General features: G+C 71.6%; 13 protein-coding genes. 8 read left to right on the top strand and 5 right to left on the bottom strand.

The features are described 5' to 3' along the window. The first annotated feature begins 31 nt into the window (after nt 1-31). Nucleotides 32-1,090: a GNAT family N-acetyltransferase gene (locus ACXJKD_RS16705; protein ID WP_457255747.1), complete on the top strand. Its 1,059-nt coding sequence runs from the start codon at nt 32-34 to the stop codon at nt 1,088-1,090. A 5-nt stretch (nt 1,091-1,095) separates the two neighbouring features. Here the strand turns inward: ACXJKD_RS16705 and ACXJKD_RS16710 are convergent, their stop codons facing one another. Continuing rightward, nucleotides 1,096-3,984: a helix-turn-helix transcriptional regulator gene (locus ACXJKD_RS16710; RefSeq protein ID WP_457255749.1), complete on the bottom strand. Its 2,889-nt coding sequence runs from the start codon at nt 3,982-3,984 to the stop codon at nt 1,096-1,098. Nucleotides 3,985-4,141: 157 nt separating this feature from the next. Between ACXJKD_RS16710 and ACXJKD_RS16715 the strand changes: the two genes are divergently transcribed. The 5 genes from ACXJKD_RS16715 (at nt 4,142) to rpsT (ending at nt 8,781) form a co-directional block, all read left to right on the top strand. Further along, nucleotides 4,142-4,399 carry a hypothetical protein gene (locus tag ACXJKD_RS16715; protein WP_457255750.1) on the top strand — a complete coding sequence of 86 codons (258 nt, stop codon included), beginning with the start codon at nt 4,142-4,144 and terminating at the stop codon, nt 4,397-4,399. 117 nt (nt 4,400-4,516) lie between these two features. Then, nucleotides 4,517-6,745 (top strand): ATP-dependent DNA helicase, encoded by a 2,229-nt coding sequence (locus tag ACXJKD_RS16720; protein WP_457255752.1) that lies wholly within the window; start codon nt 4,517-4,519, stop codon nt 6,743-6,745. A gap of 64 nt (nt 6,746-6,809) precedes the next feature. Further along, a complete protein-coding gene (locus tag ACXJKD_RS16725; protein ID WP_457255754.1) occupies nt 6,810-7,286 on the top strand; it encodes an XdhC family protein in 477 nt (158 codons plus the stop codon). A gap of 46 nt (nt 7,287-7,332) precedes the next feature. Beyond that, nucleotides 7,333-8,307, top strand: coding sequence for a DNA polymerase III subunit delta (gene holA / locus ACXJKD_RS16730; RefSeq protein ID WP_457255755.1), 975 nt, complete (start codon nt 7,333-7,335; stop codon nt 8,305-8,307). 213 nt (nt 8,308-8,520) lie between these two features. Further along, nucleotides 8,521-8,781 carry a 30S ribosomal protein S20 gene (gene rpsT / locus ACXJKD_RS16735; RefSeq protein ID WP_056923530.1) on the top strand — a complete coding sequence of 87 codons (261 nt, stop codon included), beginning with the start codon at nt 8,521-8,523 and terminating at the stop codon, nt 8,779-8,781. 71 nt (nt 8,782-8,852) lie between these two features. Here the strand turns inward: rpsT and ACXJKD_RS16740 are convergent, their stop codons facing one another. The 4 genes from ACXJKD_RS16740 to ACXJKD_RS16755 all read right to left on the bottom strand — a co-directional run bounded on the left by ACXJKD_RS16740 (nt 8,853) and on the right by ACXJKD_RS16755 (nt 12,829). Next, a complete protein-coding gene (locus ACXJKD_RS16740) occupies nt 8,853-9,395 on the bottom strand; it encodes a type II toxin-antitoxin system PemK/MazF family toxin (RefSeq protein WP_457255757.1) in 543 nt (180 codons plus the stop codon). A gap of 28 nt (nt 9,396-9,423) precedes the next feature. Beyond that, nucleotides 9,424-11,232, bottom strand: a complete 1,809-nt coding sequence (locus tag ACXJKD_RS16745; RefSeq protein ID WP_457255759.1) for an HNH endonuclease signature motif containing protein — start codon at nt 11,230-11,232, stop codon at nt 9,424-9,426. A 121-nt stretch (nt 11,233-11,353) separates the two neighbouring features. Beyond that, on the bottom strand, nt 11,354-11,824 hold the full coding sequence (locus tag ACXJKD_RS16750; RefSeq protein ID WP_457255761.1) for a type II toxin-antitoxin system PemK/MazF family toxin: 471 nt from the start codon (nt 11,822-11,824) through the stop codon (nt 11,354-11,356). A gap of 102 nt (nt 11,825-11,926) precedes the next feature. After that, complete coding sequence (locus ACXJKD_RS16755; RefSeq protein ID WP_457255762.1) at nt 11,927-12,829, bottom strand: M48 family metallopeptidase; 903 nt, start codon at nt 12,827-12,829, stop codon at nt 11,927-11,929. A gap of 88 nt (nt 12,830-12,917) precedes the next feature. Between ACXJKD_RS16755 and ACXJKD_RS16760 the strand changes: the two genes are divergently transcribed. Continuing rightward, complete coding sequence (locus ACXJKD_RS16760; RefSeq protein ID WP_457255763.1) at nt 12,918-14,222, top strand: MFS transporter; 1,305 nt, start codon at nt 12,918-12,920, stop codon at nt 14,220-14,222. Nucleotides 14,223-14,299: 77 nt separating this feature from the next. Beyond that, nucleotides 14,300-16,135 carry a translation elongation factor 4 gene (lepA, locus tag ACXJKD_RS16765; RefSeq protein ID WP_457255883.1) on the top strand — a complete coding sequence of 612 codons (1,836 nt, stop codon included), beginning with the start codon at nt 14,300-14,302 and terminating at the stop codon, nt 16,133-16,135. The last annotated feature ends 16 nt before the right edge of the window (nt 16,136-16,151 follow it).

Below are 16,151 nucleotides of genomic sequence, written 5' to 3' on the forward strand. Positions count from 1 at the left end.
GCCGTCAGTGGCCCTCGGTAGCGTCCTCGCCGTGACCCAGGACCACACCGAACCCCGCACCGCCCGCCTGCGGCTGACCCGTCCCACCGAGCAGGATCGCGCCTTCCACGCGGCGGTGCACAGTGATGCGCGGCTCTCCACGCATGCGCCCCACGTCCTCGGCACACCGGAGACGAACGCGCACTTCTTCGACGCGATCCTCGACCACTGGGCGACGCAGGGCTTCGGCTACTGGGTGGCGCGCGACCGTTACTCCGGTATGCCGCTGGGCTGGGTGGGCGTGCAGCGCCGCGACGAGCACCTCAACCTCTACTACCGGTTCGTCACCGAGGCGCAGGGGCGCGGACTGGCTCGCGAAGCCGCCCGGGCAGCCGTCGCGATGGCCACCGAGTGGTATCCCGCTCTGGCCGTGCGCGCCCTGGTGAAGGAGCACAACACCGCCTCGGTCCGAACCGCGCTCGCCGGCGGCTTGGTGCGCACGGCTGTCACCGAGGTGCTCTCCGACGACCTGCCCGACGAGCCGCACTCCGTGGTCTTCGAGGCACCTCGCGTGACGCGCGTCGACGACCTCGACGACGCCGGCCGTGAGGAGCTGCTCGATCTCTGGCAGCGGGTCAACGATGCCGGCGGAGCGGTCGGGTTCCTGCCGGGCGCGCCACGTTCGGCCGTCGCGGAGCTGCTCTCGGTGCACGAGCGGCAGATGGCCGACGGGGACGGGTTCGCCGGGGCCCTGAGGGACCCCGATGGTGCTCTGGTCGGCTGGGGATGGTGCGTGGTCGGTCCGAACCCGTTGCGGCGCCACGCGCCATGGCTCTACCGCGTGATGGTCGAGCCGGGCAGGCAGGGCTCCGGACAGGGTGGGCTCCTGCTCGCAGGGCTGCACCGGCTGGCTCGCGAGGACGGCGCTGAGCTGCTGTTGCTGAGCACCCGCAGCGGCGCAGGAGTGACGAGGTTCTACGCCCGGCACGGCTACGACGAGGTCGGTCGGGTGCCGGGCGTGATCCGGGTCGCTCCGGGAGATGACCGTGACGAGGTCTTCATGGCGCGACGACTCGACGGCTGCCCGCTGCAGGTCCACGGCGGCGACTGACGGGGTCAACCGCCGTCGGGGGAGCCGCTGCGCCGGCTCGCCCAGCGGGCGAGGTCGACCCGGTTGGCGGTACCGGTCTTGCCCAGAAGGTGGCTGACGTGCGAGCTCACCGTCTTCTCGCTGAGCACCAGCTCCCGCGCGATCTCCCCGTACGTCCGGCCGGCCACGATGTGGCCGAGGATCTCGGACTCGCGCCTGGTGAGGCCTGCGGTGCCCGCGACGTGGAGTAGCTCGTGGGGGCCTGGCGGTTCGGCCAGCGGGACGCGCGCGCCCCGAGCGAGTGCCTCCAGCTCGTCCACGATCGGCCGCACCCCGAGCTCGCGGGCCATCACGTGGGCGCGCCGGAGCGCGTCGGCGGCCGCGTCCCGGTGGGGCTGTCCGGAACTGAGCTGCGCCTCCGCCCGACGCCACAGGGAGTAGCACTCCTCCCACGCCAGGACGCCGTGGAGGGCGGTGGCCGCCTCGACCCATCGTTGGGGAGCCTCCTCGTCGCGCCGGGCCCGAGCCACCTCTCCCTGGTACATCGCCTCCAGACCGTCCAGCTGGTTGCGGTAGCCGGGCGTCAGTCCACCCTTGTCGGCCAGGACGTGCGGAAACGCGCGGGTCAGGGCATCGATCTCGGCGAGCTCCGCAGCCGGGTCCCGACCGGCATCGCGGGCCTGCTGCACCAGCTCGGCCAGGGCTCGCGCGGCGATCGGGAGCAGCCATTCGCACATGGTGGGTGGGGCGCCCGGGAGGGCGGTCCCGGACACCGCAGCGTCGACGGCCTCGCGCAGGTGGCCGCCGCACAGGAGCACCATGGCCCGCACGGCGTCGAACTCGAAGGCGAGGAAGGTCGACGTGTCCGCGAAGAGCTCGTCGGCGCGCGCCAGGTGCCCCTCTGCCTCGTGGATGCGACCCTGCAACGCTGCCAGCCACGCGGCGTTGAGTCGGCTCTGCACGTCGACGAGCGCGCTGGGGGTCGCGCCGAGGGCTTCCCGGATCAGCCGGGCCGAGGTGTCGAGGTCCCCGGCGTGCAGGTGTCCGAAGGCCTCGTTGCCGGCCAGCCAGGCCACGTAGGTGGACGGCAGGCCCAGAGCGGCCAGCTCGACCCGGCGACGGCCCACCATGGCCCGCCACTCGGGGGTGATCGCGCCGTCGACGGCGTTGGCTTCCCAGAGGGTGGCGTGCACGAACGCCCATCCGTCCCGTGCCTCGGCGGCAGCCGCGACCGCCTCGCCCCCCATCCGTCGGGCGTCGTCGAAACGGTCTTCGAAGACGGCCAGCATCGAGTTCGCGGCCAGGGCGTAGGCCAGCGCCTCGGGGTGGGCGCAGGCCCTCGCGCGTTCCAGGGCGCGGGCGGCGATCTCGGGGGCGGCCGGATCATCCTGCCACAGGCTCGCGTGCGCCAGCTCCGCCAGCGCGAGGGCGTACTGCCAGGAATCGGGTTCGGGTGCGGCGAGCTCGACGGCGCGCCCCAGCTCGGTGGGGTCGAGGAAGCCTTGGCCCGTCGAGAAGCGCAGGTGCTGCCGACGGACCAGGAGCTCGCTCAGCGCCAAGGCGTCCCCCGTGGGCTGCAGGGTGGCCAGCAGCGCTTCGACGGCCAGCAGCTCCTCCTGCACGTCCCCCGCGGCCGCGGCCACCTCGCGCAGCCGCTGCCAGAGGGCGGCCGGAGGTGGGGGCTCGCTCTGGACGGCCAGTGCGCGCAGCAGCAGGCGCAGCTCGGTCTCAGGCGCGCCGGCGGCCGCTGCCTGGTCAGCGGCCCGAAGGGCCCAGTCGTGCGCCTGCGCAACCTGACCGGCCCGGTGGTGGTGCTCGGCGATCAGGCTGAGGGTCTCGATGTGGACGTCGTCGGCCAGCCCCAGCTCCACCTCCAGCTCCAGGGAGGCGGCGAAGGCAGCGTGCAGCCGTTGCCGCTCGGGCCGGTCGAGGCTGCTCTCGAGAGCCTCGGCCTGGAGAGGGTGGTGGAACCAGTACCCACCCTGGGTGTCGACCTCCAGGAGGTCGGCCTCCACGCACTCCCGCAACGCCGACCGCAGGTCGGTCACCCCGGCCAGGCCCGCGGCGTGGTCGAGCATCGTCCCGCGGGCCACCCTCCCTCCGACCGCCAGGACCCGCGACAGCTCACGGGCGGGTAGGTCCAGGCGGTGCCAGGCCCTGAGCACTGCCGAGGCAAGGTCGTCGGGAACCCCGGGTCCGAGGACCGTGGCAGCAGGGTCAACCCCTCGTACCAGCAGCCGGTTGAGATACGCGTTCCCGCCGGTGCGTCCGAAGACCTCTCTGACCAGGCTCTGGTGCGGCACGTCGCCCAGGACGCCCCGGAGCTGCTCGCGGGTCTCCTCGAGGGTCAACGGTCCCAACGACATCTCGGCGAAGCCGGGCAGGCGCCGCACGTCGGCCAGCCAACCGTGCAAAGGGTGGCCGGCCACCAGCTCTCCGCGCCGCACGGTCATCAGCAGGGCCAGCCGACGAGGGGTCAGCCCTGCCAGGACCCACATGAGGACGTCGAGGGTGCCCGGGTCGGCCCATTGCAGGTCGTCGACCACCAGGGCAACCGGGCGTTCGGCACATCGGCGCTCCAGCCAGGCGTCGAAGTCCTCGGCCGTCCGTGCACTGTCCACCCCGGTCATCGTCGGGCGCTCGCCGGGGGGAACGGTGGCCACCGCCGCGCGCAGGGGGAGCAAGGGGACGGTCACCGAGGTCATCGCGAGGCAGGCGCCGCTCAGCACCAGGAAGTCCGAGGCCAGTGAGCACGCGTGCTGGGCAAGCCGGGTCTTGCCCACTCCGGCGTCACCCAGGACCAGGACGGCTCGGCCCTGGCCGGCGCGCGCCGAGGCAATGGCCGAGGCGAGCTCGTCGAGCGCCTCGGCTCGGCCGACGAAGACGTCGTCAGGTGCCGAGTCCGGTGGTGACACGTCTTCCAGTGTGTCGCCGCCGGACCTCGGGCGACAGCCGATATTGAGGGGGTCGAGGGCTGTTTCTCAGGGGGTGCTCCCGATGTGGCTCAGGTGCCGTCGGCCGGACCGTGGAGGTGTCAGCAGGGATCACCTCTCGAAGCACCAGGAGCACACCGTGAACGCAAGCCAGAGCACCGTCACCTCGACCCGACGCAACAGCCGCGCCTGGGGCGTCATCGCCGCTGCGACCGTCGTCGTCGCCCTGAGCGCGCTGCCCGCCGCCGCTCGGCAGGACGCGGGCCAGATCGACCAGCCGTCGCAGGCCACCTCCTCGCACTTCTGCACGCCGGAGCGGGTGGGCACCCAGTTCGTCGCGTGCGACAACCTGACCGGGAACGGGGTCCCGGCCCCAACGTGGGTGCATGAGAGGTGACACGACACGGCCCCCACCAGTGACCCCGGCGCTCCTCGGAGCGCCGGGGTCACGGCCGTTCGCGGCACGCTGGGGACGCTGGCCCGAGGAACCCGAGCCACGGCATACGCTGACCCAATGGCTTCACTCGACGACTTGTTGCACGCCGCCGTCCAGGGAGTCGGGGGAGTCGAGCGACCGGGCCAGGTCGAGATGGCCCACGCGGTCGAGGATGCCGTGGCCACCGACGAGCACCTGCTGGTGCAGGCGGGCACCGGCACCGGTAAGTCCCTGGCCTACCTGATCCCGGCCGTCATGCACGCCCAGAAGACGGGCAAGCCGGCCGTCGTCGCGACCGCGACCCTGGCGCTGCAGGCCCAGATCGTCGACCGTGACATGCCGCGGCTGGCCGAGTCCATCGCCCCGCTGCTCGGGAAGCGGCCGACGTACGGCCTGGTCAAGGGGCGGCGCAACTACCTGTGCGCCCACAAGCTCGAGGGTGGGTTCCCTGACGACGAGGACGGGCTGTTCGAGGTCGGCGAGGTCGACCGGGCCGCGTCCCGGCTCGGCCAGGAGGTCGTGCGCCTGCGGGAGTGGGCCGAGACCACGGAGTCGGGCGACCGCGACGAGCTCGTGCCGGGCGTGAGCGAACGGGCCTGGCGGCAGGTGTCCGTCAGCGCCCACGAGTGCATGGGGAGCAAGTGCCCGGCGTTCGCCGACTGCTTCGTCGAGCGCACCCGGGAGGCCGCCAAGGACTGCGACGTCATCGTCACCAACCACTCGTTCATGGCGATCGACTCGTTCGAGGGCCGGCAGATGCTGCCCGAGCACGACCTGCTCGTCGTCGACGAGGCGCACGAGCTGGTCGACCGGGTGACCTCCACCATCACCGACGAGATCACCCCCTCGATGGTCGCGGCGGCAGCCAAGCGGGCTGCGCGCATCGCCGAGTCCACCGACGCCGTCGACGACGCCTCGGTCTTCCTCCAGGGCGTCCTCGACGAGCTCCCCGAGGGCAAGCTCAACGGCATACCCGACGCGCTGTCCCTGGCACTCGCCCGGGTGAGGGACACGACGCGGCAGGTGCAGTCGGAGCTCAAGCCCGAGAAGGGCGTCGAGCCCGACGGCGCCCGCAAGGTGGCCCAGGCCGCCATCGACGAGATGTTCGAGAACTCGTCACGCATCCTGGAGCAGCGCGACCTCGACGTCGTGTGGGTCAGCCGCGACCAGCGCCGCGGTTCGGTGTTGCGAGTCGCGCCCATGAGCGTGGCGATGTTGTTGCGCGACAAGATCTTCGGTGACCGCACGGTCGTCATGACGTCGGCGACGCTCGAGCTCGGTGGCACGTTCGACGCCGTGGCCGGCACGATGGGGCTGCGCGGCGAGGGAGCTCCGGAGTGGCGTGGGCTCGACGTGGGCAGCCCGTTCGACTACCCCCAACAGGCCATCGCCTACGTCGCCCAGCACCTGCCCGCACCCGGCCGCGACGGCCTCAGCGAGCAGACCCTCGACGAGATCGAGGCGCTCGTGCGGGCAGCGGGTGGCCGCACCCTCGGACTGTTCTCCTCCATGCGGGCGGCCAAGGAGGCCACCGAGGCCATGCGCGAGCGGTTCGACGGCGACATCGGCTTCCTCTGCCAGGGCGAGGACCAGATCACGACGCTCGTGCGCCAGTTCGCGCGCGACCCCCGCACCTGCCTCTTCGGCACCCTGACGCTGTGGCAGGGCGTGGACGTGCCGGGCTCGGCGTGCCAGCTCGTGATCATCGACCGGATCCCCTTCCCACGACCCGACGACCCGTTGTCGTCGGCGCGCTCGCAGGCCATCGCCCGGATGGGCGGGAACGGCTTCATGGCTGTCTCCGCCACCCACGCCGCGCTGCGGCTGTCCCAGGGCGCGGGGCGGCTGATCCGCCGGGCCGACGACCGGGGCGTGGTCGCCTTCCTCGACTCCCGCATGATGACCGCGAGGTATGCCGGGTTCCTCCAGCGTTCGCTGCCCCCGTTCTGGCCGACGACCGATCGCGAGCGCGTGCTCGCCGCCCTGAAGCGGCTCGACGAGACGGCGGCTCCGCCGGTCGAGGTGCACGAGCCGGCGTTGCGGGGGATCACTGGATCCTTGGACGCGGCCGAGCACCCGCGGCCGGTGGCCGACGCGCCCCCGCCCGCCGAGTCGGCCCGCACCGCCGTGACGGCCGGTCATGCCTGGACGGCCGAGTCGGACGAGGAGCTGCGCGACGGGCTGGAGCTGGGGCTCTCGGTCGACGAGCTGGCGGAGAGCCTGGAGCTGCCCGCCGACGTGGTCGCTGCCCGGCTCAAGGGCCTCGGCCTGGAGGCGTCCGGGGCGGCCACGCTGTCGTTCGAGTGACGCTGTCGTTCGAGTGACGCTGTCGTTCGAGTGACGCAGTCGGTCCGTGAGCGATACTGGCGCGATGACGGACACGTGCACGCTCCACGTCGTCGGTGACGGGCCGGTGGCCGAGGCCCTGCTGACGCTGGCGTCCCCGCTCGGCTGGACGGTGACGGCCTCGACGGACGACCCCGGCGTTCCCGAAGGTGTCGACGCCCTCGTGGTGACCAGCCACCACGAAGGGGTGGACGGCCCGGCGATCCGTGCGGGGCTGGACGCTGGCACGGCATACATCGGGGGGATGGGTTCGCGCAGCACCCAGGCGCGGCGGCGGGCCTGGCTGCTGGAGAACGGCGTCACCGAGGAGGCGCTCGCGACGGTGCACGCGCCGATCGGGCTCGACATCGGCGCCAACGCGCCGGGCGAGATCGCCGTGGCGATCCTGGCCGAGGTCATCGCGGTCCGGGCCGGGCGGACCGCAGCCGGGTCGGTGGCGGACCGGGAGGGACCGATCCACCCGGACCTGTCCGCTGGCGACGCGTACTGCCCCGGCGGGTGACCCCGGCGCTCCCGATGGTGTCGGTCCGTCGTGGGAGGCTGGGCCCGTGACCGCCACTGCGACGCGCACCGTCCCGCCCCTCGTGCTGATCTCGGGGCCCGAGGCCGTCATCGCCGACCGGGCCTTGAGCGCAACCATTGACGACCTGCGGGTGGTCGACCCCGACGTCGAGGTGATCCGGCTCGCCGCCGAGACCTACGAGGCCGGCGCGCTCGGCATGCACGCGAGCCCGTCGCTGTTCGGGGGAGCGAAGTGCATCGTCGTCGCCGACCTCGACGAGGCTCCCGACGAGCTGCAGGAAGACCTGCTGGCCTTCCTCGCGGCGCCCGAGCCCGACGTCACCCTGGTCGTCACCCACAAGTCGGGGCAGCGTGGCAAGAAGGTGCTCGACACCCTCAAGAAGTCCCAGGCCCGGGTCCTCGAGGCCCCGGCCATCAAGTCCGACCGCGACAAGACCGACTTCGCCGCGCACGAGTTCCGGGCGGCGGGTCGCCGGGCCACCCCCGACGCCGTGCGTGCGCTCATCGAGGCGGTCGGCAAGGACGTGCGCGAGCTCGCTGCGGCCTGCCAGCAGCTCGTCGCCGACACGACCGGCACGATCGACGAGGAGCTCGTGGCCAAGTACCACGGGGGCAAGGTCGAGGCGACGGGCTTCAAGGTGGCCGACGCCGCGGTGGCCGGGAATGCGGGTGACGCGCTGCGCCTGCTGCGGCACGCCATCGCCACCGGGGTCGACCCCGTGCCCATCGTGGCGGTGCTCGCCCAGCAGCTGCGCCAGCTGGTCAAGGTCGGCGCGGCGGGGCGCGGTCGGTCGGCCGAGGTGGCCCGCGACCTCGGCATGGCGCCGTGGCAGGTCGACAAGGCGCGGCGCGGTCTGTCCGGATGGGGTCCGGAGGGCCTGGCCGAGGCGATCCAGGCGGTCGCCCACGCCGACTTCGAGGTCAAGGGTGGTGGCCGCGACCCGGTCTACGCCGTCGAACGTGCCGTGCTCACGATCACCCGGGCCCGCACCGGTCGGTGACGCCCGCCGGTGACGCCCGCCGGTGACGCCCGCCGGTGACGTTTTGGGGGAGTGGCCCACTCGCTGGTAGATTTACCCGTCGCGTGCGCGCATGGTCGTGCGCGCATGCAGCTTCATCCAGAGCCACTCAACCACAGGTGCCCCACGCCTGGTCCCGAGAGGCTTCTGCCGCCCTCTAACGGCAACCACCGACCAACCAAGAGAGACACACCTGTGGCAAACATCAAGTCCCAGCTCAAGCGGATCAAGACGAACCGTACGGCGACCGAGCGCAACAAGGCCGTCAAGAGCGAGCTCAAGACCTGGATCCGCAAGTTCCAGAAGGCCGTCGACGCCGGCGACGCAGCGGCGGCGAAGGATGCCCTCGCGACCGCCAGCAAGAAGCTCGACAAGGCCGCTGGCAAGGGCGTCATCCACGCCAACCAGGCCGCCAACAAGAAGTCGGCCATGGCGAAGAAGGCCGCCTCGCTCTGACGCGAGTCGCCTCCACGGCAGCAAGGGCCGGTCGCCCCTCGGGGTGACCGGCCCTTCGCGTTCGCCGTGGCTCAGGTCGCCGCGCGGACTGCCGCGGCCACTTCGTCGAACCGGTCGCGGTCGAGGACAGCACCCTCTCTCCGCACTGCCGCAGGGTCCACGCGCAGGATGCGGTCGACCCGCACCTCGCTCGCGCGGCCCTTGCTGTCCCAGGCCCCCGACCCGATGTCCTGCCAGTGCCTACCGTGCCGCGCCTCCTGGGCGTGGTCGCGGTCGTGGTCCTTGCTGGTGAGCATCAGGGCCAGCAACCACCGGTCGTCGCGTCCCACCAGCAGCACCGGCCGGTCCTTGCCCTGACGATGGTCCTCCTCGAACGGCACCCAGGTCCACACGATCTCGCCGGGATCGGGTTGACCGTCGGGCGTGGGCGCGTACGCCAGGTCGGGGGTCCCGGTGAAGTCGCCCGGGTAGGTCGACCGAACCTGCGCCTGCGAGCCGGGCTGCGGCTGGGGCTGGGGCTGGGGCTGCCGGGTTCTCGGTGCCTCCACCGGTGGCGGGGCGGCCGGGGCACCCCTTCGCCAGAGCTGGGTCAGTCGCGAACGCAGAGAGGCCATGCCATTCACGCTAGTCGGAACGTCTCCGTCAGAACGGCGGCAGCCCGTCGGCGCCGGCCCGCTCCGATCGGCTGCGCGGACCCTCGTGCCGAGACGCAGGCGGGCCGTGGAGGAACAGGCGGCTCAGCCGCAAGGTCGGGCGAGGTCTTCGCCGTCGGTTGCGTTCGGCCCGGGCCAGGTCGTGACTGAGCTCGTCCTCCCACGCAGACCAGAGCACGCCGACCTCGTCGGAGGGTTGTTGCTCCCTTCGGCGCGTCGCAGGTGATGGCGTCCGGACTGAAGACGGGCTGCCGTCCCGGCCGTCGGAACGAGACAGCTCGGTGGGGCACGACGGATCGACGGACGCCTGACGCTCCTCAGACGGGTCTCGGTGCTGTCTGGTCCTGTCGAGCTGGAGGAAGTCGATCGGCAGGGTGGTGCGCCTGCGCCCGGACGGGTCGGTCCACGTGACGGTGGCGTCGGGATCGATGCCCACTCGCCATCCCACGGTCTGCTTGATCCGGTGGTGACGGCGGCACAGGCACATGAGGTTGCCCGCCTCGGTCGGACCGGACGGCCACGGTCTGACGTGGTCGAGGTCGCAGAACACGGCGCTGACGGTGCACCCCGGGAACCGGCATCGTCCGTCGCGGGTTTTGACCAGCTCGACGAGTGCAGGCGGCGGCCGGTACGCCTGCGACTCGGTCGATCGCCCCCTCCGGCGGTCGACGCGGGGGTCGTCACCGGGACGCCTGGCGGTGGCGAGCAGCGCGCCCGTGTCGGCATGGCAGGCGACTACGGCTGGCCCGGAAGCGTCAGGGCCGTTGGAGTTGTCAGGGCCGACGGAGTTGTCAGGGCCGCCGGAGCCGTCAGGGCCGCCGGAGCAGTCGGGGAGGGAGCGAAGCCACGCGCTGCGAACCACGGTTTCGCCGGGCATCCCGAGCCCCATCACGGTCACCAGCCCGTCATCCTCACCAGGCCCTGTGACCGGGCCAGTCACCGGCTCGGGCGGGGCGGTGGTGCGGCCGGTCTGGGGCGCACTTGACTGGTGCGACGCCCGTCGATCAGCGGGCACGGCCAGCTGGACCACGAAGGTGCCCTTGGCACGGGAGTGGATCAGGTCCATCAGCGCGTCGGCCCGGGCCTCGTCGACCCCGCTCGCGCGGCCATCGCGGACGTACTGCCGTGCCAACCCGTCGATGACTGCCCAACCGCTGCGGGCCTGCTCCACCGGGAAGCTCCCCATCCACGTGTCGACCCCGGGCTCGTCACCGGGCCACCGACGAAGGCTCCGCGCAGCCCGGGCCCGGGCCGCCTTGGCCCGCACCAGGTCGGCGTCGACGGCTCCCAGCACGCGCCGCACGCGGCGGCGCAGGGCGGCGGGCGGTTCCGTGCCCAGGGTTCCTTCGATCCTGGTGGTGACCTCGCGGCACACCTCCGGGTCCGCGTCGCGCAGCTCCTCGCAGACGACCCCGGCGCGGTAGGCGTCCAAGCGACCGGAGGCCATCGCCTCGTGAACGACGGGCGCTCGGATCACGATCTCTACGGCACTGGTCATCCGACTGGTCGCGGCCGCGTCGCTGAGGCCGAGCTGGTCGCTGACCAGGGCGGGTGCGTCGAGTCGCTGGTGCCCCAGGCCGCGGTGCTGTTCGACCACCGTGCCGTCCTCGAGCTCGACGTCCTCGATCGCGGCGAGGTGGGTCATGGCCAGCACCTGCAGGGCGGCGGTCTGGTTCGCGATCGACTGGCACTGCTGCACGAGGGCGACCAGCTCCGCCACCGAACGGCGCCGACCGTCCACACGCAGTCGAACCAGCTCCGCGCGGAGCGGCTCGGCAATGACGGATGATTCGAACATGCGTTCGAGTCTACGGCCCGGGTCTGACAAGGCGACTGGCCCGAGCGGAGCTCAAGGAAGAGGGCGGGGCGGCCCAAGCCTGCCGCGGCGACTCGCGAAGGACGGCTCCCAGCCGGTGCCTTCAGGCGTTGCGGCGCACGCCATCGGCCACGGCGGCGAAGCGCGCCGCGTCGATGGCCGCGCCCTCCCGCCGGATCCGGCTGGGCTTGACCCGGATGATGCGGTCGACGCGCACCTCGCTGGGCCGCCGCTGGCGATCCCACGCGCCGACGCCGATGGAGACCCGGTCGGGCGCTGTCCGTCTCCGAGGGTCAGTGCCGGCCCGCAGCTTGGTGGTCAGCATGACCCCGAGCAGCCAGCGACCATCGCGCCCGATGAGCAGCACCGGACGGTCCTTGCCCTGGCGATGGTCGTCCTCGAACGGCACCCAGGTCCAGACCACCTCGCCGGGGTCGGGCCGCCCGTCGGCGACCGGGGAGTACTCCATCTCGGGAACGCCGGTGTAGTCGCCCGGATAGGCCCCGGTCAGCCATCTGACGAGCCGTCGCAGCCAGGTGGTCTGCGCGACCGCCGAACGTGTCGTGTCCCCCATGTCGGCAACGCTAGCGGCGTGGCGTGGCCGCCGGGGCGGGAAAGGCCGGTAGGTCGGCGAAGGCCGGCCGGGTGGAGGTGTGGCGGTAGTCGAGCTCCGTCGTCACGGGCGGACCCTCGGCCGCCACAGCAGGCGGCCGGGGCGTCGACGGTCACGCAGGGCGTGCGAGCGCCAAACCAGCACGGGGTGGGAGGCGAGGGCGTTGACGACCCAGACGAAGAAGCCCTTCTCGGTGGTGGCCCGGTCGGCCAGCGCGTTCACGTCGACGGTCCGGTTGAGGTACTTGCCCGCGGCGAGCGTCGACATGGCCCCGGCGCTGCCGTGCGGGACGAGGGAGTAGCCGAAGTTGTCGGCGGTGTACTCCTGGCTGCGGCTCAGGGTCGACCCGACGAAGGGGATCCACTGGGCGCCGCTGATCGCCAGGACCCGCCAGTAGCTGGTGTGGCCGGCCGCGATGTGGCCGACCTCGTGGCCGAGGATGAACCGCAGCGCGTCAGGGTTGCGGGCCTGGCCGCCGATCTCGAATAGGTCGCTGTAGACGAAGATGAACCGCCGGAACCCGTGTCCGGAGGCTGCGGCGTTGATCATCCCGTTGCCGAGGACCACGTAGGCGTCCGGCACCTTGGGCAGGCCGTAGTGGGCGCAGGCGTCGAGGAGCATCTGGTGCGCCTCGGGGTACTGCGTGGGGGAGATCTTCACTCCGGACAGCCGCAGCCCGGCATACAGCTGGCCACGGAGGAAGTAGATGAGCACCGGCGCGGCCAGGAAGAACACGGCATACGGGTCGGGCTGGCGTCGGTCGATGATCGCCGACACGACCTCGTAGGTCGAGATCGTCCACACGAGGAACGACCCGAGGATCACCACCACGAGGCAGAGGTTCTCCAGGGGGTGCCGCAGGTGCGACCGCATCTGCTTGCGGTAGCCAGGCGGCGCGCTGGGCGTGCTGGGCGGTGTCCCAAGCGGCGTCTCGGGCGGCGAGGCGTACTGGATGGGTTCGGACATGGTCCCCTCGAGCTGTCGGTGGTCGGTCCGACTCTAAAGGCCCTCCCTGATCGGGAATGTCCCGGGCGCGCCCCGTCGTTGCACCCGCGTGACCGACGCCCTCGCCGACCCCTCCCGCGAGCTCGGCGTCGACGCCGTCGTGCGCCCGACGCACGTCAACCTCGCGCTGCTGGCCCTGGCCGTCGGAGGCTTCGCGATCGGCACCACCGAGTTCGTGACGATGGGCCTGCTGCCCGAGGTCGCGGAGGGTGTGGGCATCGACATCCCGACCGCCGGTCACGTGGTCTCCGCCTACGCAGCGGGGGTCGTCGTCGGCGCCCCGGTGCTCGCCACCCTGGGCTCCAAGATGCCGCGCAAGCGCCTGCTCCTCTGGCTGATGGGCGCCTTCGCCGTGGCCAACGTGCTGTCCGCGTTCGCGAACAGCTACGGGCTGCTCATGGCGGCGCGCTTCCTGTCGGGCCTGCCGCACGGCGCCTACTTCGGCGTCGGCAGCCTCGTGGCGGCGTCGTTGGTGCCGGCACACTGGCGCACCTGGGCCGTCTCCATGATGATCACCGGCCTCACGGTCGCCAACATCGTCGGCGTGCCGGTCACCACGCGGATCGGCCAGGCCTACGGGTGGCAGTGGCCGTATGCCGCCGTGGGAGTGATCGCGCTGCTGACCGTCCTCGCCGTGTGGCGCTGGGTGCCGTTCTGCCCGCCCGACGGCGGGGTGACCATGCGGTCGGAGCTGTCCGCCCTCAAGCGACCGCAGGTCTGGCTGGCCCTGGGGATCGGCACCGTGGGCTTCGGCGGGATGTTCTCCACGTTCTCCTACATCTCCCCGACGATGACCGAGCTCGGTGGGTTCGGCCGGGCCACGATCCCGTTCATCCTCGCGCTGTACGGGGTGGGGATGACGGTCGGAGCCCTCCTCTCCGGGCCGGCCTCCCGCCTCGGCCTGCTCCGGGGGATCACTGTCCTCCTGGGCGCGATCGCGGTGATGCTCTTCCTCTTCGGCCCGGCCGTGCACGCCGCGAAGTGGTCCGGCCTGATCGCCGTTTTCGTGCTCGGCCTGCTGCCGAGCATCCTCGTCCCGATGCTCCAGACGCGTCTGATGGACGTGGCCCACGAGGGGCAGGCGCTCGCGGCCGCGCTCAACCACTCGACCCTCAACATCGCCAACGCGCTCGGCGCCTGGCTCGGGTCGATCGTGCTCTCCGCCGGGCTCGGCTACGAGTGGCCCTCGCGCGTCGGGGGCATCCTGGCGTCGCGGGGATCGGCATCGCGGTCTGGTCGGCGCTCCTGCAGCGCTCGACGCGGCGCACCCCGCCGCAGGCGCAGCCCGTCTAGCCCTACGAACCCGCCCGGCGCCGACCCGTTTGACGCCTCCTGCGCCGTGCTGCGTCACTGACACCCTCGGTCGCATGGGAGGATGGGCCGTTCCGTTCTTCCCCGACGCTCGTGAGGTTTGAAGCACCCGTGTCCCCGATGGCCCGCACCGCGCTGCAGCCGCACGCAACGCCGCCGGACCTGATCCGGAACTTCTGCATCATCGCCCACATCGACCACGGCAAGTCGACGCTGGCCGACCGCATGCTCCAGATCACCGGTGTCGTCGACGGCCGTGACATGCGCGCCCAGTACCTCGACAAGATGGACATCGAGCGCGAGCGCGGCATCACCATCAAGAGCCAGGCCGTGCGCATGCCGTGGGAGCTGGACGGCACGACCTACGCGCTCAACATGATCGACACCCCGGGCCACGTCGACTTCACCTACGAGGTGTCGCGGTCGCTGGCCGCCTGCGAGGGTGCGGTGCTGCTCGTCGACGCGGCGCAGGGGATCGAGGCGCAGACCCTGGCGAACCTCTACCTCGCGATGGAGAACGACCTCGCGATCATCCCCGTGCTCAACAAGATCGACCTGCCCGCTGCGCAGCCGGAGAAGTTCGCCGAGGAGCTGGCCGGCCTGATCGGCTGCGAGCCCGAGGACTGCCTGCGGGTCTCGGGCAAGACCGGCGTCGGCGTCGAGCCGCTGCTCAACCAGATCGTCACGCAGCTGCCTCCGCCGACCGGTGACCCCGACGCGCCCGCCCGCGCGATGATCTTCGACTCGGTCTACGACACCTACCGCGGGGTCGTGACCTACGTCCGCGTCATCGACGGCAACCTGAACCCCCGCGAGAAGATCGCGATGATGTCGACCAAGGCCACCCACGAGCTGCTCGAGATCGGGGTCAGCTCGCCCGAGCCCACTCCGGCCAAGGGCCTGGGCGTCGGGGAGGTGGGCTACCTCATCACCGGTGTGAAGGACGTGCGCCAGTCCAAGGTCGGCGACACCGTCACCAACGCGGCGAAGCCGGCCAAGGAAGCGCTCGGGGGCTACCGCGACCCCAAGCCGATGGTCTTCTCCGGCCTCTACCCGATCGACGGGTCGGACTACCCCGACCTGCGCGACGCCCTCGACAAGCTCAAGCTCAACGACGCTGCCCTGGTCTACGAGCCCGAGACCTCCGCGGCGCTGGGCTTCGGCTTCCGGATCGGCTTCCTCGGCATGCTGCACCTCGAGATCGTGCGTGAGCGGCTCGAGCGCGAGTTCGACCTCGACCTCATCTCGACACTGCCCAACGTCGTCTACGACGTGACGATGGACGACGGCAAGGTGCTCACGGTCACCAACCCGAGCGAGTTCCCCTACGGCAAGGTCAGCTCGGTCACCGAGCCGATCGTGCGCGCCACCGTGCTCGCGCCGAGCGAGTTCATCGGCGCGATCATGGAGCTGTGCCAGCAGAAGCGCGGCACGCTGCGCGGGATGGACTACCTCTCCGAGGAGCGCGTCGAGATGCGCTACACGCTGCCGCTCGCCGAGATCGTCTTCGACTTCTTCGACCAGCTCAAGTCGCGCACCCGCGGCTACGCCTCGCTCGACTACGAGCCCGACGGCGACCAGGTGGCCGACCTCGTCAAGGTCGACATCATGCTGCAGGGCGAGACGGTCGACGCGTTCAGCTCGATCGTCCACAAGGACAAGGCCTATGCCTACGGCGTGATGATGGCCGGGAAGCTCAAGGACCTCATCCCGCGCCAGCAGTTCGAGGTGCCGATCCAGGCTGCCATCGGCTCACGCATCATCGCCCGCGAGAACATCCGGGCGATCCGCAAGGACGTCCTCGCGAAGTGCTACGGCGGTGACATCAGCCGCAAGCGCAAGCTGCTCGAGAAGCAGAAGGCGGGCAAGAAGCGGATGAAGAATATCGGCAGCGTCGAGGTGCCGCCAGAGGCCTTCATCGCCGCGCTGTCGAACGACGCGGTCACCAAGAAGTAGGGGGCCTGCCCACTGA

The sequence above is a fragment of the Pedococcus sp. P5_B7 genome, assembly GCF_054049895.1.